General features: G+C 65.5%; 14 protein-coding genes. 11 read left to right on the top strand and 3 right to left on the bottom strand.

Features of this window, described 5'->3' with window-relative positions:
* Window positions 1-26 precede the first annotated feature (26 nt).
* Both E5554_RS15840 and E5554_RS15835 read left to right on the top strand, forming a co-directional pair.
* Window positions 27-332 (top strand): hypothetical protein, encoded by a 306-nt coding sequence (locus E5554_RS15840; RefSeq protein ID WP_247594287.1) that lies wholly within the window; start codon window positions 27-29, stop codon window positions 330-332.
* Window positions 329-1,855, top strand: coding sequence for a methyl-accepting chemotaxis protein (locus tag E5554_RS15835; protein ID WP_136187396.1), 1,527 nt, complete (start codon window positions 329-331; stop codon window positions 1,853-1,855). The genes E5554_RS15840 and E5554_RS15835 overlap by 4 nt, the downstream gene beginning before the upstream one ends.
* On the opposite strand, the gene E5554_RS15830 is transcribed toward E5554_RS15835, so the two are convergent.
* Window positions 1,852-2,739, bottom strand: a complete 888-nt coding sequence (locus E5554_RS15830; protein ID WP_136187395.1) for a LysR substrate-binding domain-containing protein — start codon at window positions 2,737-2,739, stop codon at window positions 1,852-1,854. The genes E5554_RS15835 and E5554_RS15830 overlap by 4 nt on opposite strands.
* Window positions 2,740-2,855: 116 nt before the next feature.
* Between E5554_RS15830 and E5554_RS15825 the strand changes: the two genes are divergently transcribed.
* The 9 genes from E5554_RS15825 (at window position 2,856) to E5554_RS15785 (ending at window position 11,437) form a co-directional block, all read left to right on the top strand.
* Window positions 2,856-4,373, top strand: coding sequence for an acetyl-CoA hydrolase/transferase family protein (locus E5554_RS15825; protein ID WP_136187394.1), 1,518 nt, complete (start codon window positions 2,856-2,858; stop codon window positions 4,371-4,373).
* Between the two features lie 141 nt (window positions 4,374-4,514).
* Window positions 4,515-5,495, top strand: coding sequence for a TerC family protein (locus tag E5554_RS15820; protein ID WP_136187393.1), 981 nt, complete (start codon window positions 4,515-4,517; stop codon window positions 5,493-5,495).
* A 38-nt stretch (window positions 5,496-5,533) separates the two neighbouring features.
* Window positions 5,534-6,268: a DNA repair protein RecO gene (gene recO / locus E5554_RS15815; RefSeq protein ID WP_136187392.1), complete on the top strand. Its 735-nt coding sequence runs from the start codon at window positions 5,534-5,536 to the stop codon at window positions 6,266-6,268.
* Between the two features lie 120 nt (window positions 6,269-6,388).
* A complete protein-coding gene (leuB, locus tag E5554_RS15810; RefSeq protein WP_136187391.1) occupies window positions 6,389-7,432 on the top strand; it encodes a 3-isopropylmalate dehydrogenase in 1,044 nt (347 codons plus the stop codon).
* An 85-nt stretch (window positions 7,433-7,517) separates the two neighbouring features.
* Window positions 7,518-7,934, top strand: coding sequence for a hypothetical protein (locus tag E5554_RS15805; RefSeq protein WP_136187390.1), 417 nt, complete (start codon window positions 7,518-7,520; stop codon window positions 7,932-7,934).
* Between the two features lie 80 nt (window positions 7,935-8,014).
* Complete coding sequence (locus E5554_RS15800; RefSeq protein ID WP_136187389.1) at window positions 8,015-9,013, top strand: threonine dehydratase; 999 nt, start codon at window positions 8,015-8,017, stop codon at window positions 9,011-9,013.
* Window positions 9,010-10,218 carry an aminotransferase class I/II-fold pyridoxal phosphate-dependent enzyme gene (locus tag E5554_RS15795; protein WP_004207376.1) on the top strand — a complete coding sequence of 403 codons (1,209 nt, stop codon included), beginning with the start codon at window positions 9,010-9,012 and terminating at the stop codon, window positions 10,216-10,218. Before E5554_RS15800 ends, E5554_RS15795 begins: the two co-directional genes overlap by 4 nt.
* A 32-nt stretch (window positions 10,219-10,250) precedes the next feature.
* A complete protein-coding gene (gene apaG / locus E5554_RS15790; protein ID WP_004207375.1) occupies window positions 10,251-10,649 on the top strand; it encodes a Co2+/Mg2+ efflux protein ApaG in 399 nt (132 codons plus the stop codon).
* A complete protein-coding gene (locus tag E5554_RS15785) occupies window positions 10,646-11,437 on the top strand; it encodes a LysR family transcriptional regulator (protein WP_136187388.1) in 792 nt (263 codons plus the stop codon). Before apaG ends, E5554_RS15785 begins: the two co-directional genes overlap by 4 nt.
* A 168-nt stretch (window positions 11,438-11,605) precedes the next feature.
* Here E5554_RS15785 and E5554_RS15780 read toward each other — a convergent pair whose 3' ends face one another.
* Both E5554_RS15780 and parE read right to left on the bottom strand, forming a co-directional pair.
* Window positions 11,606-12,880 carry a serine hydrolase gene (locus tag E5554_RS15780; RefSeq protein WP_136187387.1) on the bottom strand — a complete coding sequence of 425 codons (1,275 nt, stop codon included), beginning with the start codon at window positions 12,878-12,880 and terminating at the stop codon, window positions 11,606-11,608.
* Complete coding sequence (gene parE / locus E5554_RS15775) at window positions 12,877-14,856, bottom strand: DNA topoisomerase IV subunit B (protein ID WP_122928075.1); 1,980 nt, start codon at window positions 14,854-14,856, stop codon at window positions 12,877-12,879. The genes E5554_RS15780 and parE overlap by 4 nt, the downstream gene beginning before the upstream one ends.
* Window positions 14,857-14,878: the final 22 nt, after the last annotated feature.

Below are 14,878 nucleotides of genomic sequence, written 5' to 3'. Positions count from 1 at the left end.
CCGGCCGATCGGCAGGGGAGACAAGAGTGGGGAACAGGTGGGGGCTTGCGGCTGCGCAATTGGCGACGGTCGGTTTTATGATGCTGGCGGGCGTTCTGGCGCCGCCGGCGCGGGGCGACATGCTCGCCATTCCCCTGACGACGGTCAGCGGCCATGGATTGGCGGCGGGGTTGATTGCGGTCGGCGCGATCCCGATCGGCAAGGGGCAGATCGATGGCGCTTTGGTGGTGCGGGGGGATCGCGACCGCCTGGCCTGGCCGATGCTGACGCGCGGCGTATTGCTGCTGGCGGCGCCCGATTTCCTCTGCGCTGGCAAGGGAGGGCGGGCATGAACGTCGAACGCCCGATGGAAAGCATCCGCCTGGCCGGTGCGCGCATGCTGATGTGGCTATTCTGGCTGAATGTGCCGGCGCTGATGCTGATCGGATGGTGGCTGAAGGCACCCGATGCGGAAGTCGGCGCGCTGGCGGCCGCGCTGCTGGCGCTGCTGCCGACCCATATGGTACGGCGGCGCGATATTTCGGGGCCGGCCCGCATGACGCTGGCGGTGACATCGGTGGCGATCCCGGCGCTCTATGTCTTCCTGCTGCGCGGCCATGGCTGGCAGATGGACATGCATATGGGCTTTTTCGCGGCGCTGGCGGCGCAGACCGTGCTGCTTGACCGGCGGGCGTTGCTGGTCGCGGCCGGCGTGACGGCGCTCCACCATCTGATCCTCAACTATAGCTATCCCGCCTGGGTGTTCGCCAGCGAGGGCGATCTGCCTCGCGTGCTGGTGCATGCGCTGATCGTGGTGATCCAGACCCTGATGCTGTGGTGGATCGTGTCGCTGCTGACCCAGACCATCCGCCTGCAGACCGAGGAGCGGCAGCGGAGCGAAGGTCTGCGCAAGGAAGCCGATGCGGCGAAGGAGCGGGCCGAGGTAGCGCTGGCCGAACTGGAGCGGGCGCAGACAATTGCCACCCGGCAGCGCGCGATCGAGGAAGCGGCGCGGCGGGCCGAAGAGGCAAGCGAGCGGCGCCGGCTGGTGGCCGATGCGCTGGAGGCGCGGTTGGGCGCGGTGGTCGGCGATCTGGGCCAACTGGCCGAGCAATTGTCGGCCAGCAAGCAATGGCTGTTCGATCTGCTCGATCGCACGACCCAGCGCTCGGCCGAATTGCGCAAGGCCCATGCCCGCGCCGATGGCGATGTCCGCGCGGTGGCGCAGGACACGGAAAAGCTGGCCATTTCGATCAATGGCGTCGGCGGCAGCGCCAGCCACACCCGCGACAATGCATTGCGTGGCGCGATGGCAACCCGTGCGCTGACGCCAGAGGTCGACATGCTGTCGGCGACGGTCGATTCCGCCAGTTCGATCGTCGCGCTGATTTCGCAGATCGCGGCCCAGAGCCGAACCCTGTCGCTCAATGCCGGGATCGAGGCAGCGCGTAGCGGCAGCGAAGTGCGCGGCTTCGCCGTCGTGGCATCGGAGATGAAGAGCCTCGCCGCGCAGACGGCCGAGGCGACCCGCCAGATCGACATCTATCTGCAGGATATTCGCCGCGCGGCCGACAGCGTGTCGGGTGCGATCGATGTCGCGACCCAATCGGCGGATACCATCGACCGGTCGACCGCCGGCATCGTCGATGATGTGGCGGAGCAGATACGCGCCACCGGCGAGATCGCCGCGGCAACCGAGGAGATGGCCCGCCATATCGCCGAAGCGGCGTCCCAGGCCGAAGCGCTGAGCCTGGCGCTGGCGGAGGCGCAATCGGCCATGGGCGAAACCGACGCGGCGGCGACGGCCTTGTCCAGTCGTTCGCAGGAATTGCAGGAAACGGTGCGTAACGTGCTGGAGGAACTGCGCGCCGCCTAGCGCTGGGGCGGGTCGCCGGGGAAATTCGCCTTCAGGAAATCGAGCACCAGCCGGGCGCGGGCGGGCAGGCGCTTCAGCGCAGGATGCACCGCCAAAATGTCGATTGGGTCGATCTGGCTGGCGGGGAGAACGCGCACGAGGCGCCTCGCCTCCAGATCCTCCGCCACCCGCACGGCAGGCAGCATGGCGATGCCTAGGCCGGCAAGCGCGGCGCGATGCACCGCCTCGCTATTGTCGCTGCGGAACGGGCCGCTGATCAACTGGTCGCGGCCGTCCACCGTCCATTTGGCGGGCAGGTCGCCATAGCCATAGGCGATGCAGCGATGGCTGGGCAGGTCGTCGGCGCTGGTTGGCAGGCCATGGCGCGCGACATAGTCGGGATGGGCGACCAGCATGCGGGGCAGGGCACCCAGCCGATGCACGACCAGCATGTCGTCCCCGACCGGGCCGACGCGCAGCGCCAGATCGAGCCGGTCCTGGACCAGGTCGCGCTGCCAGTCCGTCATCGCCATGTCGATCCGCAGGCCGGGATGCTGATCGCTCAGCAGACTCAGCAGGCCCAGATAATAGAGGCCCAGCGCGGTGGTGACGCCGATCCGCACCGTGCCGCTGACATCGCCCTGGACCGGGCGCAATTCCTGTTCGGCCACTTCCAGCGCATCGACCAGAGTGCGGGCGTGGACCAGCAACTGGTCGGCTTCCGGCGTCGGGACCAGCCGGCGCGTGGTGCGATGAAACAGCACGGTGCCAAAATGGGCTTCCACCTGATCGAGCCGTCGCGCTATGGTGGTGTGGCTCGCATGCATCTCGGCAGCGACGCGCGTGAAACTGGGCTTTTCACATAGCCGTATGAAGGTGCGGATCGAAAGAAGCAGGTCGCTCATTTGAACATGTCCTGCACAGATATTGTGCCGGGAATCCCTATTGTGCGGAGAACGGAAAAGCCAGACCTAAGCGCCGGCGCAAGGACGCCAGTCAGACATTTAATGGAGACGAGAGGATGGCATCGGATCGTATCGGTCATGCAGGGTTTACGGCAAAAAGACGCAGCGCGCAGGACGCAGCTGCCCTGATTGCCGACGGCATGACCGTGGGCATGAGCGGCTTCACCGGTTCGGGCTATCCCAAGGCCGTCCCTCTGGCGCTCGCCGACCGAATCACCGCTGCCCATTCGGCCGGCGATCCGTTCCGGGTGAAGGTGTGGACCGGCGCGTCGACCGGGCCGGAACTGGACGGTGCGCTGGCCAAGGCCGACGGCGTCGAATTTCGCCTGCCCTATAATAGCGATCCGATCGCCCGCGAGCGGATCAACCGCGGCGAGATGCAATATTTCGACATGCATCTGAGCCAGGTCGCGCCGATGGCGTGGCAGGGCTTTTTGGGCGAACTGGATGTCGCCGTGGTCGAAGTGACCGGCATCACGCCCGACGGCCTGCTGATCCCGTCCGCCTCGGTCGGCAACAACAAGACCTGGCTCGATCGCGCCAAGGGTATCATCCTGGAGGTCAATAGCTGGCAGAATGCCGCGCTTGAAGGGATGCACGACATTTATTACGGCACGGCGTTGCCGCCGAGCCGCGTGCCGATCCCGCTGACCCGCGCCGACGATCGCATCGGCGAACCCTATTTCCGCGTCGATCCCGCCAAGGTGCTGGCGGTGGTCGAAACCGACTCGCCCGATCGCAACGCGCCCTTCACCCCGCCCGATGACAGTGCGCGGGCGATCGCCGGCCATCTGCTCGAATTCCTCGGCCATGAAGTGAAGATGGGCCGCATCCCGGCATCGCTTCTGCCGCTCCAGTCGGGCGTCGGTAATATCGCCAATGCCGTGCTGACCGGCCTGATCGATGCGCCGTTCGACAATATGGTCTCCTATACGGAGGTCATCCAGGACGGCATGCTCGACCTGCTGGAATCCGGCAAGCTGCGCATGGCGAGCGCCACCGCCTTCTCGCTCAGCCCCGAGGCGGCGGCGCGGCTCAATGCCGACATGGCCCGTTTCCGCAACAAGATGATCCTGCGCCCGCAGGAAATCAGCAATCATCCCGAACTGGTTCGCCGCCTGGGCTGTATCGCCATGAACGGCCTCATCGAGGCGGACATTTATGGCAATGTGAACTCCACCCATGTCATGGGATCGCGCATCCAGAACGGCATCGGCGGATCGGGTGACTTTGCCCGCAACGCCTATCTGTCGATTTTCATGACGCCTTCGACCGCCAAGCAGGGCAAGATTTCGGCGATCGTGCCGCATGCCAGCCATGTCGACCATATCAACCAGGATGTGCAGGTGATCGTCACCGAACAGGGGCTGGCCGACCTGCGCGGGCTGGCGCCGCGCCAGCGTGCCGAACTGATCATCAACAATTGCGCCCATCCCGATTATCGCCCGATGCTGAAGGATTATTTCAGGCGGGCGATGCAGGGCAGCTATGGCCTGCAGTCGCCGATGCTGCCGGCCGAGGCATTTGCCTGGCACCAGCGCTTCATCGATACCGGCTCCATGATGCCGGGCTGATCATAAATGGCCCGGTGCAGCCTGACCTGCGCCGGGCCACTGATCATTGCTGTTCGATTGCCGCTTTTCGACATATTTCCGCTGAGGGAACCGGGAGCCACGCCGTCCGCTTGACCTGCATATTCGCAGCACGGACCTGTCATGGATTTCCTGACGACTGACTTTCTCGACAAGCCCATCTGGATGTGGGCGCTCTTCCTGACGATCATCATCGCGCTGCTGGCGCTGGATCTGGGCGTGCTGCATCGCAAGCAGCGCGAGATCGGCGTGCGGGAGAGCGTGAAGCTGGCCGGCTTCTACATCGCCATTGGCCTCGCCTTTGGCGGCTGGATCGCCTGGCAGATGGGGCAGGAGGCGGCAGTCGCCTATCTGACCGGCTTCGTCGTCGAAAAATCGCTGGCGCTCGACAATGTCTTCGTCATCGCGATGATCTTCTCCTTCTTCCATGTGCCGCGCCGCTACCAGCATGAGGTGCTGTTCTGGGGCATCATCGGCGTCATCGTCCTGCGCGCGATCATGATCGGACTGGGCGCGGCGCTGGTTCAGAATGTCTCCTGGGCGCTCTATGTCTTCGCGGCGATCCTGATCTTCACCGGCATCCGCATGTTGTGGACCGTGGGCAAAGAACAGACGATGGAGGGCAACCGGCTGCTCGGCTTCCTGCGCCGTCACATGCGCGTGACCGACCGGGTGGAGGGCGATCATTTCTTCGTGCGCCAGCCGGCCGAGCCGGGCGGCAAGCCGCTGCTCCATGCAACGCCGCTGTTCCTGGCGCTGGTTATGATCGAGATTGCCGACGTCATCTTCGCGGTGGATTCGGTGCCGGCGATCTTCGCCATCACCACCGATCCCTTTCTGGTCTATACCTCCAACATCTTCGCGATCCTGGGGCTGCGCGCGCTCTATTTCGCGCTGGCGGCCGCGGTCCACCGCTTCCATTATCTCAAATATGCGCTGTCGGTGGTGCTGATCTTCATCGGCGCCAAGATCTTCCTGGCCGATGCGCTGGGGCTGGAGAAGATCCCGCCGGCCTTTTCCCTGCTGGTGACGGCCGGGGTATTGGGTGCAGGCATCGGCCTGTCGCTGTGGCGCACCCGTGGCGAGGCGCAGCCGCAACATTAGATTTGGCACGGATGCCGGATCGTCGATAGGAAGGCGCCATGCCCATCCTCATCACATCCGGGATCGTCTGCGCGCTGCGTGCCCATGGCGAACATGGCGCGGTCGCGCGGCTGCTGACGCCCGATCATGGGCTGGTCGCGGGCTATGTGCGCGGCGGGCGGTCGCGGGCGCTGCGCCCGGTGCTGCTGCCGGGCAATGCGGTGAAGGCGGAGTTCCGCGCCCGTACCGAGGACCAACTGGCAAGCCTGACCGTCGAACTGGAGCATAGCCGTGCGCCCCTGCTGGGCGAGCCATTGCCGGCGGCGGCGATCGACTGGGCCTGCGCGCTGACGGCGGCGGCTTTGCCGGAGGGAACGCCCTATCCGACGCTTTACGAAGCGCTCGATGGCGTGCTTGGCGCGGTCGAGGCGGCGCCGGCGGCGCGGGGCTGGGCGGCGGCTTTGGTCCGCTACGAATTGCTGTTGCTGGCGGAACTGGGGTTTGGCCTCGACCTCAGCCGCTGCGCTGCCACTGGCACCGCCGACGACCTGGCCTTTGTCAGCCCGCGCAGCGCGGCGGCGGTCAGCCGGGTCGGGGCGGAGGGCTATGAGGCGCGCCTGCTGCCGCTGCCGCCTTTCCTGTTGCAGGGCGGGGCTGGCGACTGGCCGCAGATGATGGATGGATTGCGCCTGACCGGCTTCTTCCTGGAGCGGTCCGTGCTAACCGAAAGGCGGGCCGATGTGATGGCCGCGCGCGAAAGACTGGTCGATCGGCTGAAAAGAGCGGTTGCGTAACGCGCGCAGTTTTTGCAAGGGCGGGCGCGCCGTTTCCGCATTCTCCGTTCGCCCACCGGGCAGCGGCGGCCATTTTCTTTCGCGGAACCGTGCCGGCAGAGATTTAGAAAGAGGTTTCCCATGTTGATCGCCCTGTTCCCTGGAGATGGTATCGGCCCCGAGATCGTCGCGCAGGCGAAGCGCGTGCTTGATGCGCTGGCGATCGACGGCCTCACTTATGAAGAAGGTCTGGTCGGTGGTTCGGCCTACAAGGCGGTCGGCCATCCGCTGCCGCCCGAGACGCTGGACATCGCCAGGCGCGCCGACGCCATCCTGTTCGGCGCTGTCGGCGATCCCGACTGCGACTCGCTGGAACGGCATCTGCGTCCGGAACAGGCGATCCTGGGCCTGCGCAAGGAACTGGGCCTCTTCTCCAACCTGCGGCCTGCCAAGGTCTTCCCCGAACTGGCGCACGAAAGCGCGCTGAAGCCCGAAGTGGCCGGATCGATCGACCTGCTGATCGTGCGCGAGACCAATGGCGACGTCTATTTCGGCGAGAAGGGCATGCGCACCACCACCGATGGCCTGCGCGAAGGCTATGACATCATGTCCTATAACGAAGCCGAAGTGCGCCGCATCGCCCATGCCGGTTTCCAGGCGGCGCGCGCCCGTCGCGGCAAGCTCTGCTCGGTCGACAAGGCCAATGTGCTGGAAACCAGCCAGCTGTGGCGGGACGTGGTGATCGAGGTGTCGGCCGAATATCCCGACGTCGCCCTGACCCATATGTATGTCGACAATGCCGCGATGCAGCTGGTCCGCAACCCCGGCCAGTTCGATGTCATCGTCACCGGCAACATGTTCGGCGATATCCTGTCGGATCAGGCGAGCATGTGTGTCGGCTCGATCGGCATGCTGGCATCGGCAACGCTGAACGGCGGCGGCCAGGGCCTCTATGAGCCGATCCACGGGTCCGCGCCCGACATTGCCGGCCAGGGTAAGGCCAATCCGCTGGCGACCATCCTGTCGGCGGCGATGATGCTGCGTTACTCGCTGAACCTGCCCGAGCCGGCCGACCGGATCGAGGCGGCGGTGGCCAAGGCGCTGGCCGACGGTGCCCGTTCGCCGGATCTGGGCGGCACGATGAACACGGTGGAGATGGGCGACGCGGTTCTCGCCGCGCTTTAATTCCGCTTCGGTTCGTCGCATTTGCGTGACGCGAACGTAAAGTTTCTTCGTTTCCGGTCGATATGAGCGGTGAATGGGGACGCAAATGCCGACTGAACTGATTGAAGACCATCATGTCCTGCGGGGCATGATGCGGGATTTTGCCAGCATGATGGACGATGACGTCCGCGACATGGCACTCCTGACCCGCTGGCGCATCCGCTTCGCCCAGTTGTTCCGCGACCATATGGGGCGTGAGGACATGCTGGCGCGGGGCTTGCGCCAGGGACCGCTGGCGATGGAAGCCGAGCCGGTCGTGCATCAGCATGGCCGCACCATGGTGGCCCTGTTCCTGCGCTACAGCGACCATATCAAGCAATGGACGCCTGCCCAGATCATGGCTGACTGGGGCAATTACAAGCGGGCGACGCTGGCGCTGCAGGACATGCTCTATGACCATATGGAGTGGGAAGAGGCGCATCTGCATCCGCTGATCGAGGGCAGGGTGCGAAGGGCCGCCTAAGGGTGCGAAGGGCCGCCTAAGGGGGCCAATTCGCGCATATCGGTCCTGTCGGCTCTTCCGCACGCCAGCTAGGCAGCGGCATGGACGACTTTTCCCTGCCCAGCCTTCGTGCCGCTGCCGCCATGGTTCGTGACCAGGTGCCGCCGACCCCGCAATATGCCTGGCCGCTGCTGGCCGGGCGGATCGGCGTCGAAACCTGGGTCAAGCATGAGAACCATACGCCGACCGGCGCCTTCAAGGTGCGCGGCGCTATCACATATATCGACTGGCTGCGCCGCGCCCATCCCGAGGTGACGGGCATCATCACCGCGACCCGCGGCAATCATGGCCAGGCGCAGGTGCGCGCGGCCCGCGCCGCCGGTCTGCAGGCGACGATCGTTGTCCCCCATGGCAATGCGCTGGAGAAGAATGCCGCGATGCGCGCATTCGGTGCCACCCTGATCGAGCATGGCCATGATTTCGACAGCGCCAAGGCGGAGGCGGTTCGCCTGGCCGCCGAGCAGGGGCTGTTCATGGTCCCGGCCTATCATGCGCAACTGGTGCGCGGTGTCGCCAGCTATGGGCTGGAACTGTTCGATGCTGTGCCGGACCTCGACACCGTCTACGTCCCTGTCGGTTGCGGATCGGGCCTGTGCGCCACGATCGCGGCAAGGGATGCGCTGGGCCTCAAAACCAAGGTCGTCGGCGTCGTTTCCGCCCATGTCGATGCGGCCAAGCGCTCGTTCGAGGCAGGGCAATTGCTCACCAGCCCGACCGCCTATACCTTTGCCGATGGCGTCGCCGTTTGTACCCCGGTTCAGGCCGCGCTCGACTATTTCGGGCCGCGGGCCGACCGCTTCGTCGGCGTCACCGATGACGAGGTGGCGGACGCCATCCGCATCTATTGGCAGGACACGCATAATCTGGCCGAGGGCGCCGGTGCGGTGGCGCTGGCCGCGCTGATCCAGGAAAAGGAGCGGATGCGCGGCAAGAAGGTTGCGGTTATCCTCTCGGGCGGTAATGGCGACATGAGCCAGATGGCACAGATATTGGGCGGCGAAACGCCGCGCGTCACGACGGATATGCGGAAGGCGATATGAAGCGGAAGAGCGGTCAGAACCCTGAGATCACCAAGAACTGGAAGCCGGCGACGCTGGCCATCCGGGGCGGCACCGCGCGCACCGAATATGGCGAGACGTCCGAGGCCTTGTTCCTGTCCAGCGGCTATTGCTACGACCGGGCCGAGGACGCTGCCGCGCGCTTCGCCGGTGAACAGCAGGGCATGACCTATAGCCGGCTGCAGAACCCGACCGTCGAGATGCTGGAACAGCGCATCGCCCTGCTGGAAGGCGCCGAAGCCTGTCGCGCGACCGCGACCGGCATGGCGGCCATGACCGCCGCCCTGCTGTGCCAGCTGTCGGCCGGCGACCATGTCGTCGCGGCCAAGGCGGCCTTTGGCTCCTGCCGCTGGCTGGTCGACACGCTGCTGCCCAAATTCGGTATCGCGACGACGACGATCGACGGCAGCGATGTTGCCGCCTGGGAAGCGGCGGCACAGCCCAATACCAAGGTCTTCTTCTTCGAGACGCCGGCCAACCCGACCATGGACGTGGTCGACATCGCTGCCGTCTGCGCGATCGCCAAGGCCCGCGGCATCACCACCGTTGTCGACAACGCCTTCGCCTCGCCCGCGCTGCAGCGGCCGATGGAGTTCGGCGCCGATGTCGTCGCCTATAGCGCGACCAAGATGATGGACGGGCAGGGCCGCGTGCTGGCCGGCGCCATCTGTGGCAGCCGCGACTGGATCGACAATGTGCTGCTGCCCTTCCACCGCAACACCGGCCCGACGCTCAGCGCGTTCAACGCCTGGGTCGTGCTGAAGGGGCTGGAGACGCTGGACCTGCGCATTCGCCGCCAGAGCGAGAATGCGCTCAAGGTTGCGCAATTCCTCGAAACCCGCCTGCCCAAGGTCAATTATCCGGGGCTGGAGAGCCATCCGCAGCATGCGCTGGCGATGCGGCAGATGGACGCGGCCGGACCGATCTTCTCGCTCTATGTCGGCGGCGGCCGGGCCGAGGCGCATGGCCTGCTCAATGCGCTGGAACTGGTCGACATCAGCAACAATATCGGCGATTCGCGCTCGCTGATGACCCATCCGGCATCGACCACCCATTTCGGCATGGCCGAAGAGGCGCGACTGGAAGTCGGCATCACCGAGGATATGCTGCGCCTGAACGTCGGCCTGGAAGATCCGGACGATGTGATCGCGGACTTCGACCAGGCGCTCAAGACGATAGGGCGTTGACGGAACCGGGCAGGGAGGCGCATGCGGGAAATATGAACGCATTGTTCCCCCTGCACGCGACGACGCGGGACATCATCGTCCATGTCGCCGTGACTTTCCTGCCCGAACAGTCGGAGCCGGACCGGGGGCGCTGGTTCTGGGCCTATCATATCCGGATCGAAAATCAGGGCGAACAGCCGGTGCAACTGCTGAGCCGTCACTGGATCATTACCGATGGGCGGGGCATTCAGCAGGAATTGGAGGGTGAAGGCGTGATCGGGGAACAGCCGGTGGTGCAACCGGGCAAAAGCTATGACTATGTGTCGGGCTGCCCGCTCAACACGGCGACGGGGTCGATGCGCGGCGCCTATACGATGATCGGTTCCGATGGCGAGACGTTCGAGGTGACCATTCCCCATTTCGCGCTGATCGCGCCGGCGGTGGCCGAATGAAGCGGACCCATTTGCCGCTCAACGGCCTGCGCGTGCTGGATGCAGCGGCACGCCACCTGTCCTTCACCCGCGCGGCGGACGAACTGGCGGTGACGCCGGCGGCCGTCGGTCAGCAGATCCGCGCGCTGGAGGATATGCTGGGCGTGGTGCTGTTCCGCCGCACGCCAAAGGGGCTGGAACTGACGCCCGAAACCGAAGCGGGCCTTGAAGCGCTGCGCGCCGGTTTCCTGGAGTTCGAGGAAGCGGTGCGGGCGATGCAGGCGGGCCAGTCCAGTTCGTCGCTGACGATCGCCGCGCCGCGCGACATCACCGCCAAATGGCTGCAGCCGCGCCTGGCCGCCTATGCCGCGAGCCAGCCCGGCCTGACCTTCTCATTGGTCGCCGCCGACGAGGCGCTGGACTTTACCGAGGCCAATCTGGACCTGGCGCTGCGCCTGACCGATGGCGCGGGCGAGCATGAGGGCATCAAGATCGGCGAAACCGCCTTCGTCACCGTGGAAGCGGCGGCGGGCGGGCCGGAGCAGCGGATCGAATGGCCCGGCTGCCCCACGGGCGACCTGCCCGCCGCAATCCGGGTGGCGGATGCGGGCCTGGCGATCGAGGCGGCGGCGAACGGCTTTGGCCGGGCGAGCGTGCCTCTGCTGCTGGCGCAGGCGGATATCGAGAATGGACGGGTGCGCAAGGTGGGCGATGCCCTGCCGACAATGCTCAGCTACTGGCTGATCGCCCCGCTGCCGCAATGGCGCCAGAAGAAGGTCAAGGCGCTGGTCGAGGCGCTCACGGCCTGACCCGGCGGGGGCAGGAAAATAGGATTTGGTCCGCTTAACTTCGCATATTTCCCGCGCATTTTGACATTAAATGTCCAACTGGTGATGGATTGTTGCGAGTGTCGTCCATGTCCCATCGGGCATGTATAGAGGATCGGCGGCGTGTAGGACAGGCGCCGGACCGGGCGATCAGTCGGCCAGCAGGTTGAGCGCGCGCGTCATCAGCATGACGAAGCGGCCTTCGTCGACGCGGGCGACCGGATCATTCCAGGCGCCGCTGACTGCGTAATATTGGCCGTCCTGCGCCTGCACCAGGAAGTTCATCGCAATGACGCCGGGTTCGCTGCCGCCCTTATAGCCGAAATAGCGCCAGCGTTTCGCGTTGGCGGGGGCGATGCCCGGATTGACCGCCATGATCGACAGGGCATCGCCACCGGTGCGGCGCAGCCAGTCGAGCTGGGCGATTTCCTCCTGCGGGCTGGCGAACCATTCGAGCGTGTCGATCGCCACCGGATTTTCCGACACGGTGCCGACATCGACATGAGCGGCGGTCAGCCGGGTGGCGGCATCCCGCAACAGGGCGCGGCGATCGGCGATGGTCCCGGCCTCATAGCGGCGGCGCAATTCGGCATTGGCCGGCATCTTCAGGGCAAAGGCCTCTGCCGTGGTCAGCATTGGCAGGCTGCGGGGATCGGCGATGCCGAAGCGCTGGCGCATGGCGTCGACCTTGTCGCGGCCGAGGCCCAGCAGCAACGTGTCCGACGCGCTATTGTCGCTTTCGGCGATCATCGCGGTCGCCAGGCTGTGCAGCGTCATCGGCGCGTGATCAGGCCATGCCATCAGCCGGCCGGAAAAGCTTTTCGGACCGAGCGGCATGACATCGCTCCAGCGCCGCTCGCCGGCCTGCACCGCACGCGCCAGTTCGGCCAGCACTGTCAGCTTGAAGGAGGAGCCGGTCGCCATCGGCTGGTCGGGATGGTGCGACTGGAGCAGGACGGGACCGGCATCGGTCAGCCGGGCGATGGCGAAGCTGCTGCGACCCGGCAGGGCGGCGATGTCGCGCAGCACCGCGGCCATGCTGTCATCGGCCTGGCGGCTGCCGATGATGCGCAGGCCGACGACGCGGTTGGGCGGATCGGGCGCGATCACCAGCGTGATGGCGACGATCGCCCGTTCGTAGCGGACCTCCATCTGCCCGGCGGTTGCGCTTTGCTGGGTGAGCGCGCCAAGCGCGACCGGACGGCCATGCTGGCGGCGCAGGTCGGCGGCGAGCGCGCGCCAGCGGTCGACCGGGATGGCGTCGATGAAGACGGGGGAGAAGAAGTCGGCTTCGTTGCCGGGGCCAGCGAGGATGGTCACCAGTTGCGTGGCGCGCGCGCGAAAGGCAGGGGCCGGATCAGCCATGGCGCGGCCCGGCAGCAGCGCCATCCCGATAAGGACAAGCGCGACCGCCAGCAGCCTCATGCGTCAATCGCTTCCTCATCGACCGCCGCCGCATTTTCCTGGATGAAGGCGAAGCGATGGGCGGGGTTGGTGCCCATCAGCCGCTCGACCAGATCGCGCACCTGCTGCCGGTCCTCGATGTCGTCGGGCAGGGTGATGCGGATCAGGCTGCGGGTCTTGGGATCCATGGTGGTTTCGCGCAACTGCATCGGGTTCATTTCGCCCAGCCCCTTGAAGCGGCTGATCTCGACCTTCTTGCCCTTGAACTCCTTGGCCAGCATCGCCTCGCGCTGGGCATCGTCCATCGCATAGAGACTCTTGCCGCCGGCGGTCAGGCGATAGAGCGGCGGCTGCGCCAGATAGAGATGGCCGCGCCGCACCAGTTCGGGCATTTCCTGGAAGAAAAAGGTCATCAGCAGGGTGGCGATATGGGCGCCGTCGACATCGGCGTCGGTCATGATGACGATGCGTTCGTAGCGCAGATTATCGGGGTTGCAATCCTTGCGCGTGCCGCAGCCCAGCGCCAGGATCATGTCGGCAATTTCCTGGTTTGCCAATATCTTGGCGGTGTTTGCTGAGGCAACGTTGAGGATCTTGCCGCGCAGGGGTAGGATCGCCTGCGTCTTGCGGTCGCGAGCCTGCTTGGCCGATCCGCCGGCCGAGTCACCTTCGACCAGAAAGATTTCAGCGCCTTCCGGGTCATCATTCGAACAATCCGTGAGCTTGCCGGGCAGGCGCAGCTTGCGCGCGCTGGTGGCGGTCTTGCGCTTGACCTCCTTTTCCTGCTTGCGCTTGAGGCGCTCGTCCATGCGGTCGATGACATAGGCGAGCAGCGCCTTGCCCCGGTCCATATGGTCGGTCAGGAAATGGTCGAAATGGTCGCGCACGGCATTTTCGACCAGGCGCGCGGCGTCGGGGCTGGTCAGGCGATCCTTGGTCTGGCTCTGGAACTGGGGATCGCGGATGAAGACCGACAGCATGATTTCCGATGACGTCATGATGTCATCGGCGGTAATGTCCTTCGCCTTCTTCTGCCCCACCAGTTCGCCAAAGGCGCGGATGCCCTTCACCAGCGCGGCGCGCAGGCCGTTTTCATGGGTGCCGCCATCGGGCGTGGGAATGGTGTTGCAATACCAGCTATAGCTGCCGTCGGACCAGAGCGGCCAGGCGACCGCCCATTCGACCCGGCCGGCTTCGCCCGGAAAATCCTGATTGCCCGAGAAAAATTGGGTGGTGGCGCATTCGCGGTCGCCCAGCTGCTCCTTCAGATGGTCGGCCAGGCCGCCGGGGAACTGGAATACCGCTTCGGGCGGGGTGTCGTCACCGATCAGTTCGGGCGCGCATTTCCAGCGTATCTCGACCCCGGCGAACAGATAGGCCTTGGACCGGGCGAGGCGATAGAGCTTGGCCGGCTTGAATTTCTGCTCGCCGAAAATCTCGCTGTCAGGGATGAAACTGACCGCGGTGCCGCGCCGGTTGGGGGCGGCGCCGACCTTTTCCAGGCCGCTGGTGGGCAGGCCCTGGCTGAAGCTCTGGCGGAACAGTTCCTTGTTGCGCGCGACCTCGACCACCGTCCTGATCGACAGGGCGTTGACGACGCTGATGCCCACGCCATGCAGGCCGCCCGAGGTTGCATAGGCCTTGCCTTCAAACTTGCCGCCCGAATGAAGCGTGGTGAGGATGACTTCCAGCGCCGACTTGCCGGGGAATTTGGGGTGATCATCCACCGGAATGCCGCGACCATTGTCAGTGATGGTCAGCTTGTTGCCCGGTTCCAGGCTGATCTCGATCCGTGTGGCATGACCGGCGACGGCTTCGTCCATGCTGTTGTCGAGCACTTCGGAGGCGAGATGGTGGAAGGCGCGCTCGTCGATGCCGCCAATATACATGCCCGGACGGCGCCGGACCGGCTCCAGCCCTTCGAGCACTTCGATAGTAGAGGCGTCATAGCCCGGCGAGGTGGTGGACTGGGCGGAGGCGAACAGGTCTTCGGACATTCCGCCAAGCTATAGGCAGCCG

Source organism: Sphingobium sp. PAMC28499 (assembly GCF_004795815.1).
Taxonomy (GTDB): Bacteria; Pseudomonadota; Alphaproteobacteria; order Sphingomonadales; family Sphingomonadaceae; genus Sphingobium; species Sphingobium yanoikuyae.
The sequence above is the reverse complement of the archived record's forward strand: the minus strand, read 5'-3'. Positions and strand labels throughout refer to the sequence as shown.

Coding starts and splice junctions, on each gene's coding strand:
- E5554_RS15780 (WP_136187387.1), bottom strand. CDS start 12,880: ATGAGGCTGCTGGCGGTCGCGCTTGTCCTTATCGGGATGGCGCTGCTG.
- leuB (WP_136187391.1), top strand. CDS start 6,389: ATGTTGATCGCCCTGTTCCCTGGAGATGGTATCGGCCCCGAGATCGTC.
- E5554_RS15825 (WP_136187394.1), top strand. CDS start 2,856: ATGGCATCGGATCGTATCGGTCATGCAGGGTTTACGGCAAAAAGACGC.
- E5554_RS15835 (WP_136187396.1), top strand. CDS start 329: ATGAACGTCGAACGCCCGATGGAAAGCATCCGCCTGGCCGGTGCGCGC.
- E5554_RS15820 (WP_136187393.1), top strand. CDS start 4,515: ATGGATTTCCTGACGACTGACTTTCTCGACAAGCCCATCTGGATGTGG.
- recO (WP_136187392.1), top strand. CDS start 5,534: ATGCCCATCCTCATCACATCCGGGATCGTCTGCGCGCTGCGTGCCCAT.
- E5554_RS15795 (WP_004207376.1), top strand. CDS start 9,010: ATGAAGCGGAAGAGCGGTCAGAACCCTGAGATCACCAAGAACTGGAAG.
- E5554_RS15805 (WP_136187390.1), top strand. CDS start 7,518: ATGCCGACTGAACTGATTGAAGACCATCATGTCCTGCGGGGCATGATG.
- E5554_RS15800 (WP_136187389.1), top strand. CDS start 8,015: ATGGACGACTTTTCCCTGCCCAGCCTTCGTGCCGCTGCCGCCATGGTT.
- parE (WP_122928075.1), bottom strand. CDS start 14,856: ATGTCCGAAGACCTGTTCGCCTCCGCCCAGTCCACCACCTCGCCGGGC.
- E5554_RS15785 (WP_136187388.1), top strand. CDS start 10,646: ATGAAGCGGACCCATTTGCCGCTCAACGGCCTGCGCGTGCTGGATGCA.
- apaG (WP_004207375.1), top strand. CDS start 10,251: ATGAACGCATTGTTCCCCCTGCACGCGACGACGCGGGACATCATCGTC.
- E5554_RS15830 (WP_136187395.1), bottom strand. CDS start 2,739: ATGAGCGACCTGCTTCTTTCGATCCGCACCTTCATACGGCTATGTGAA.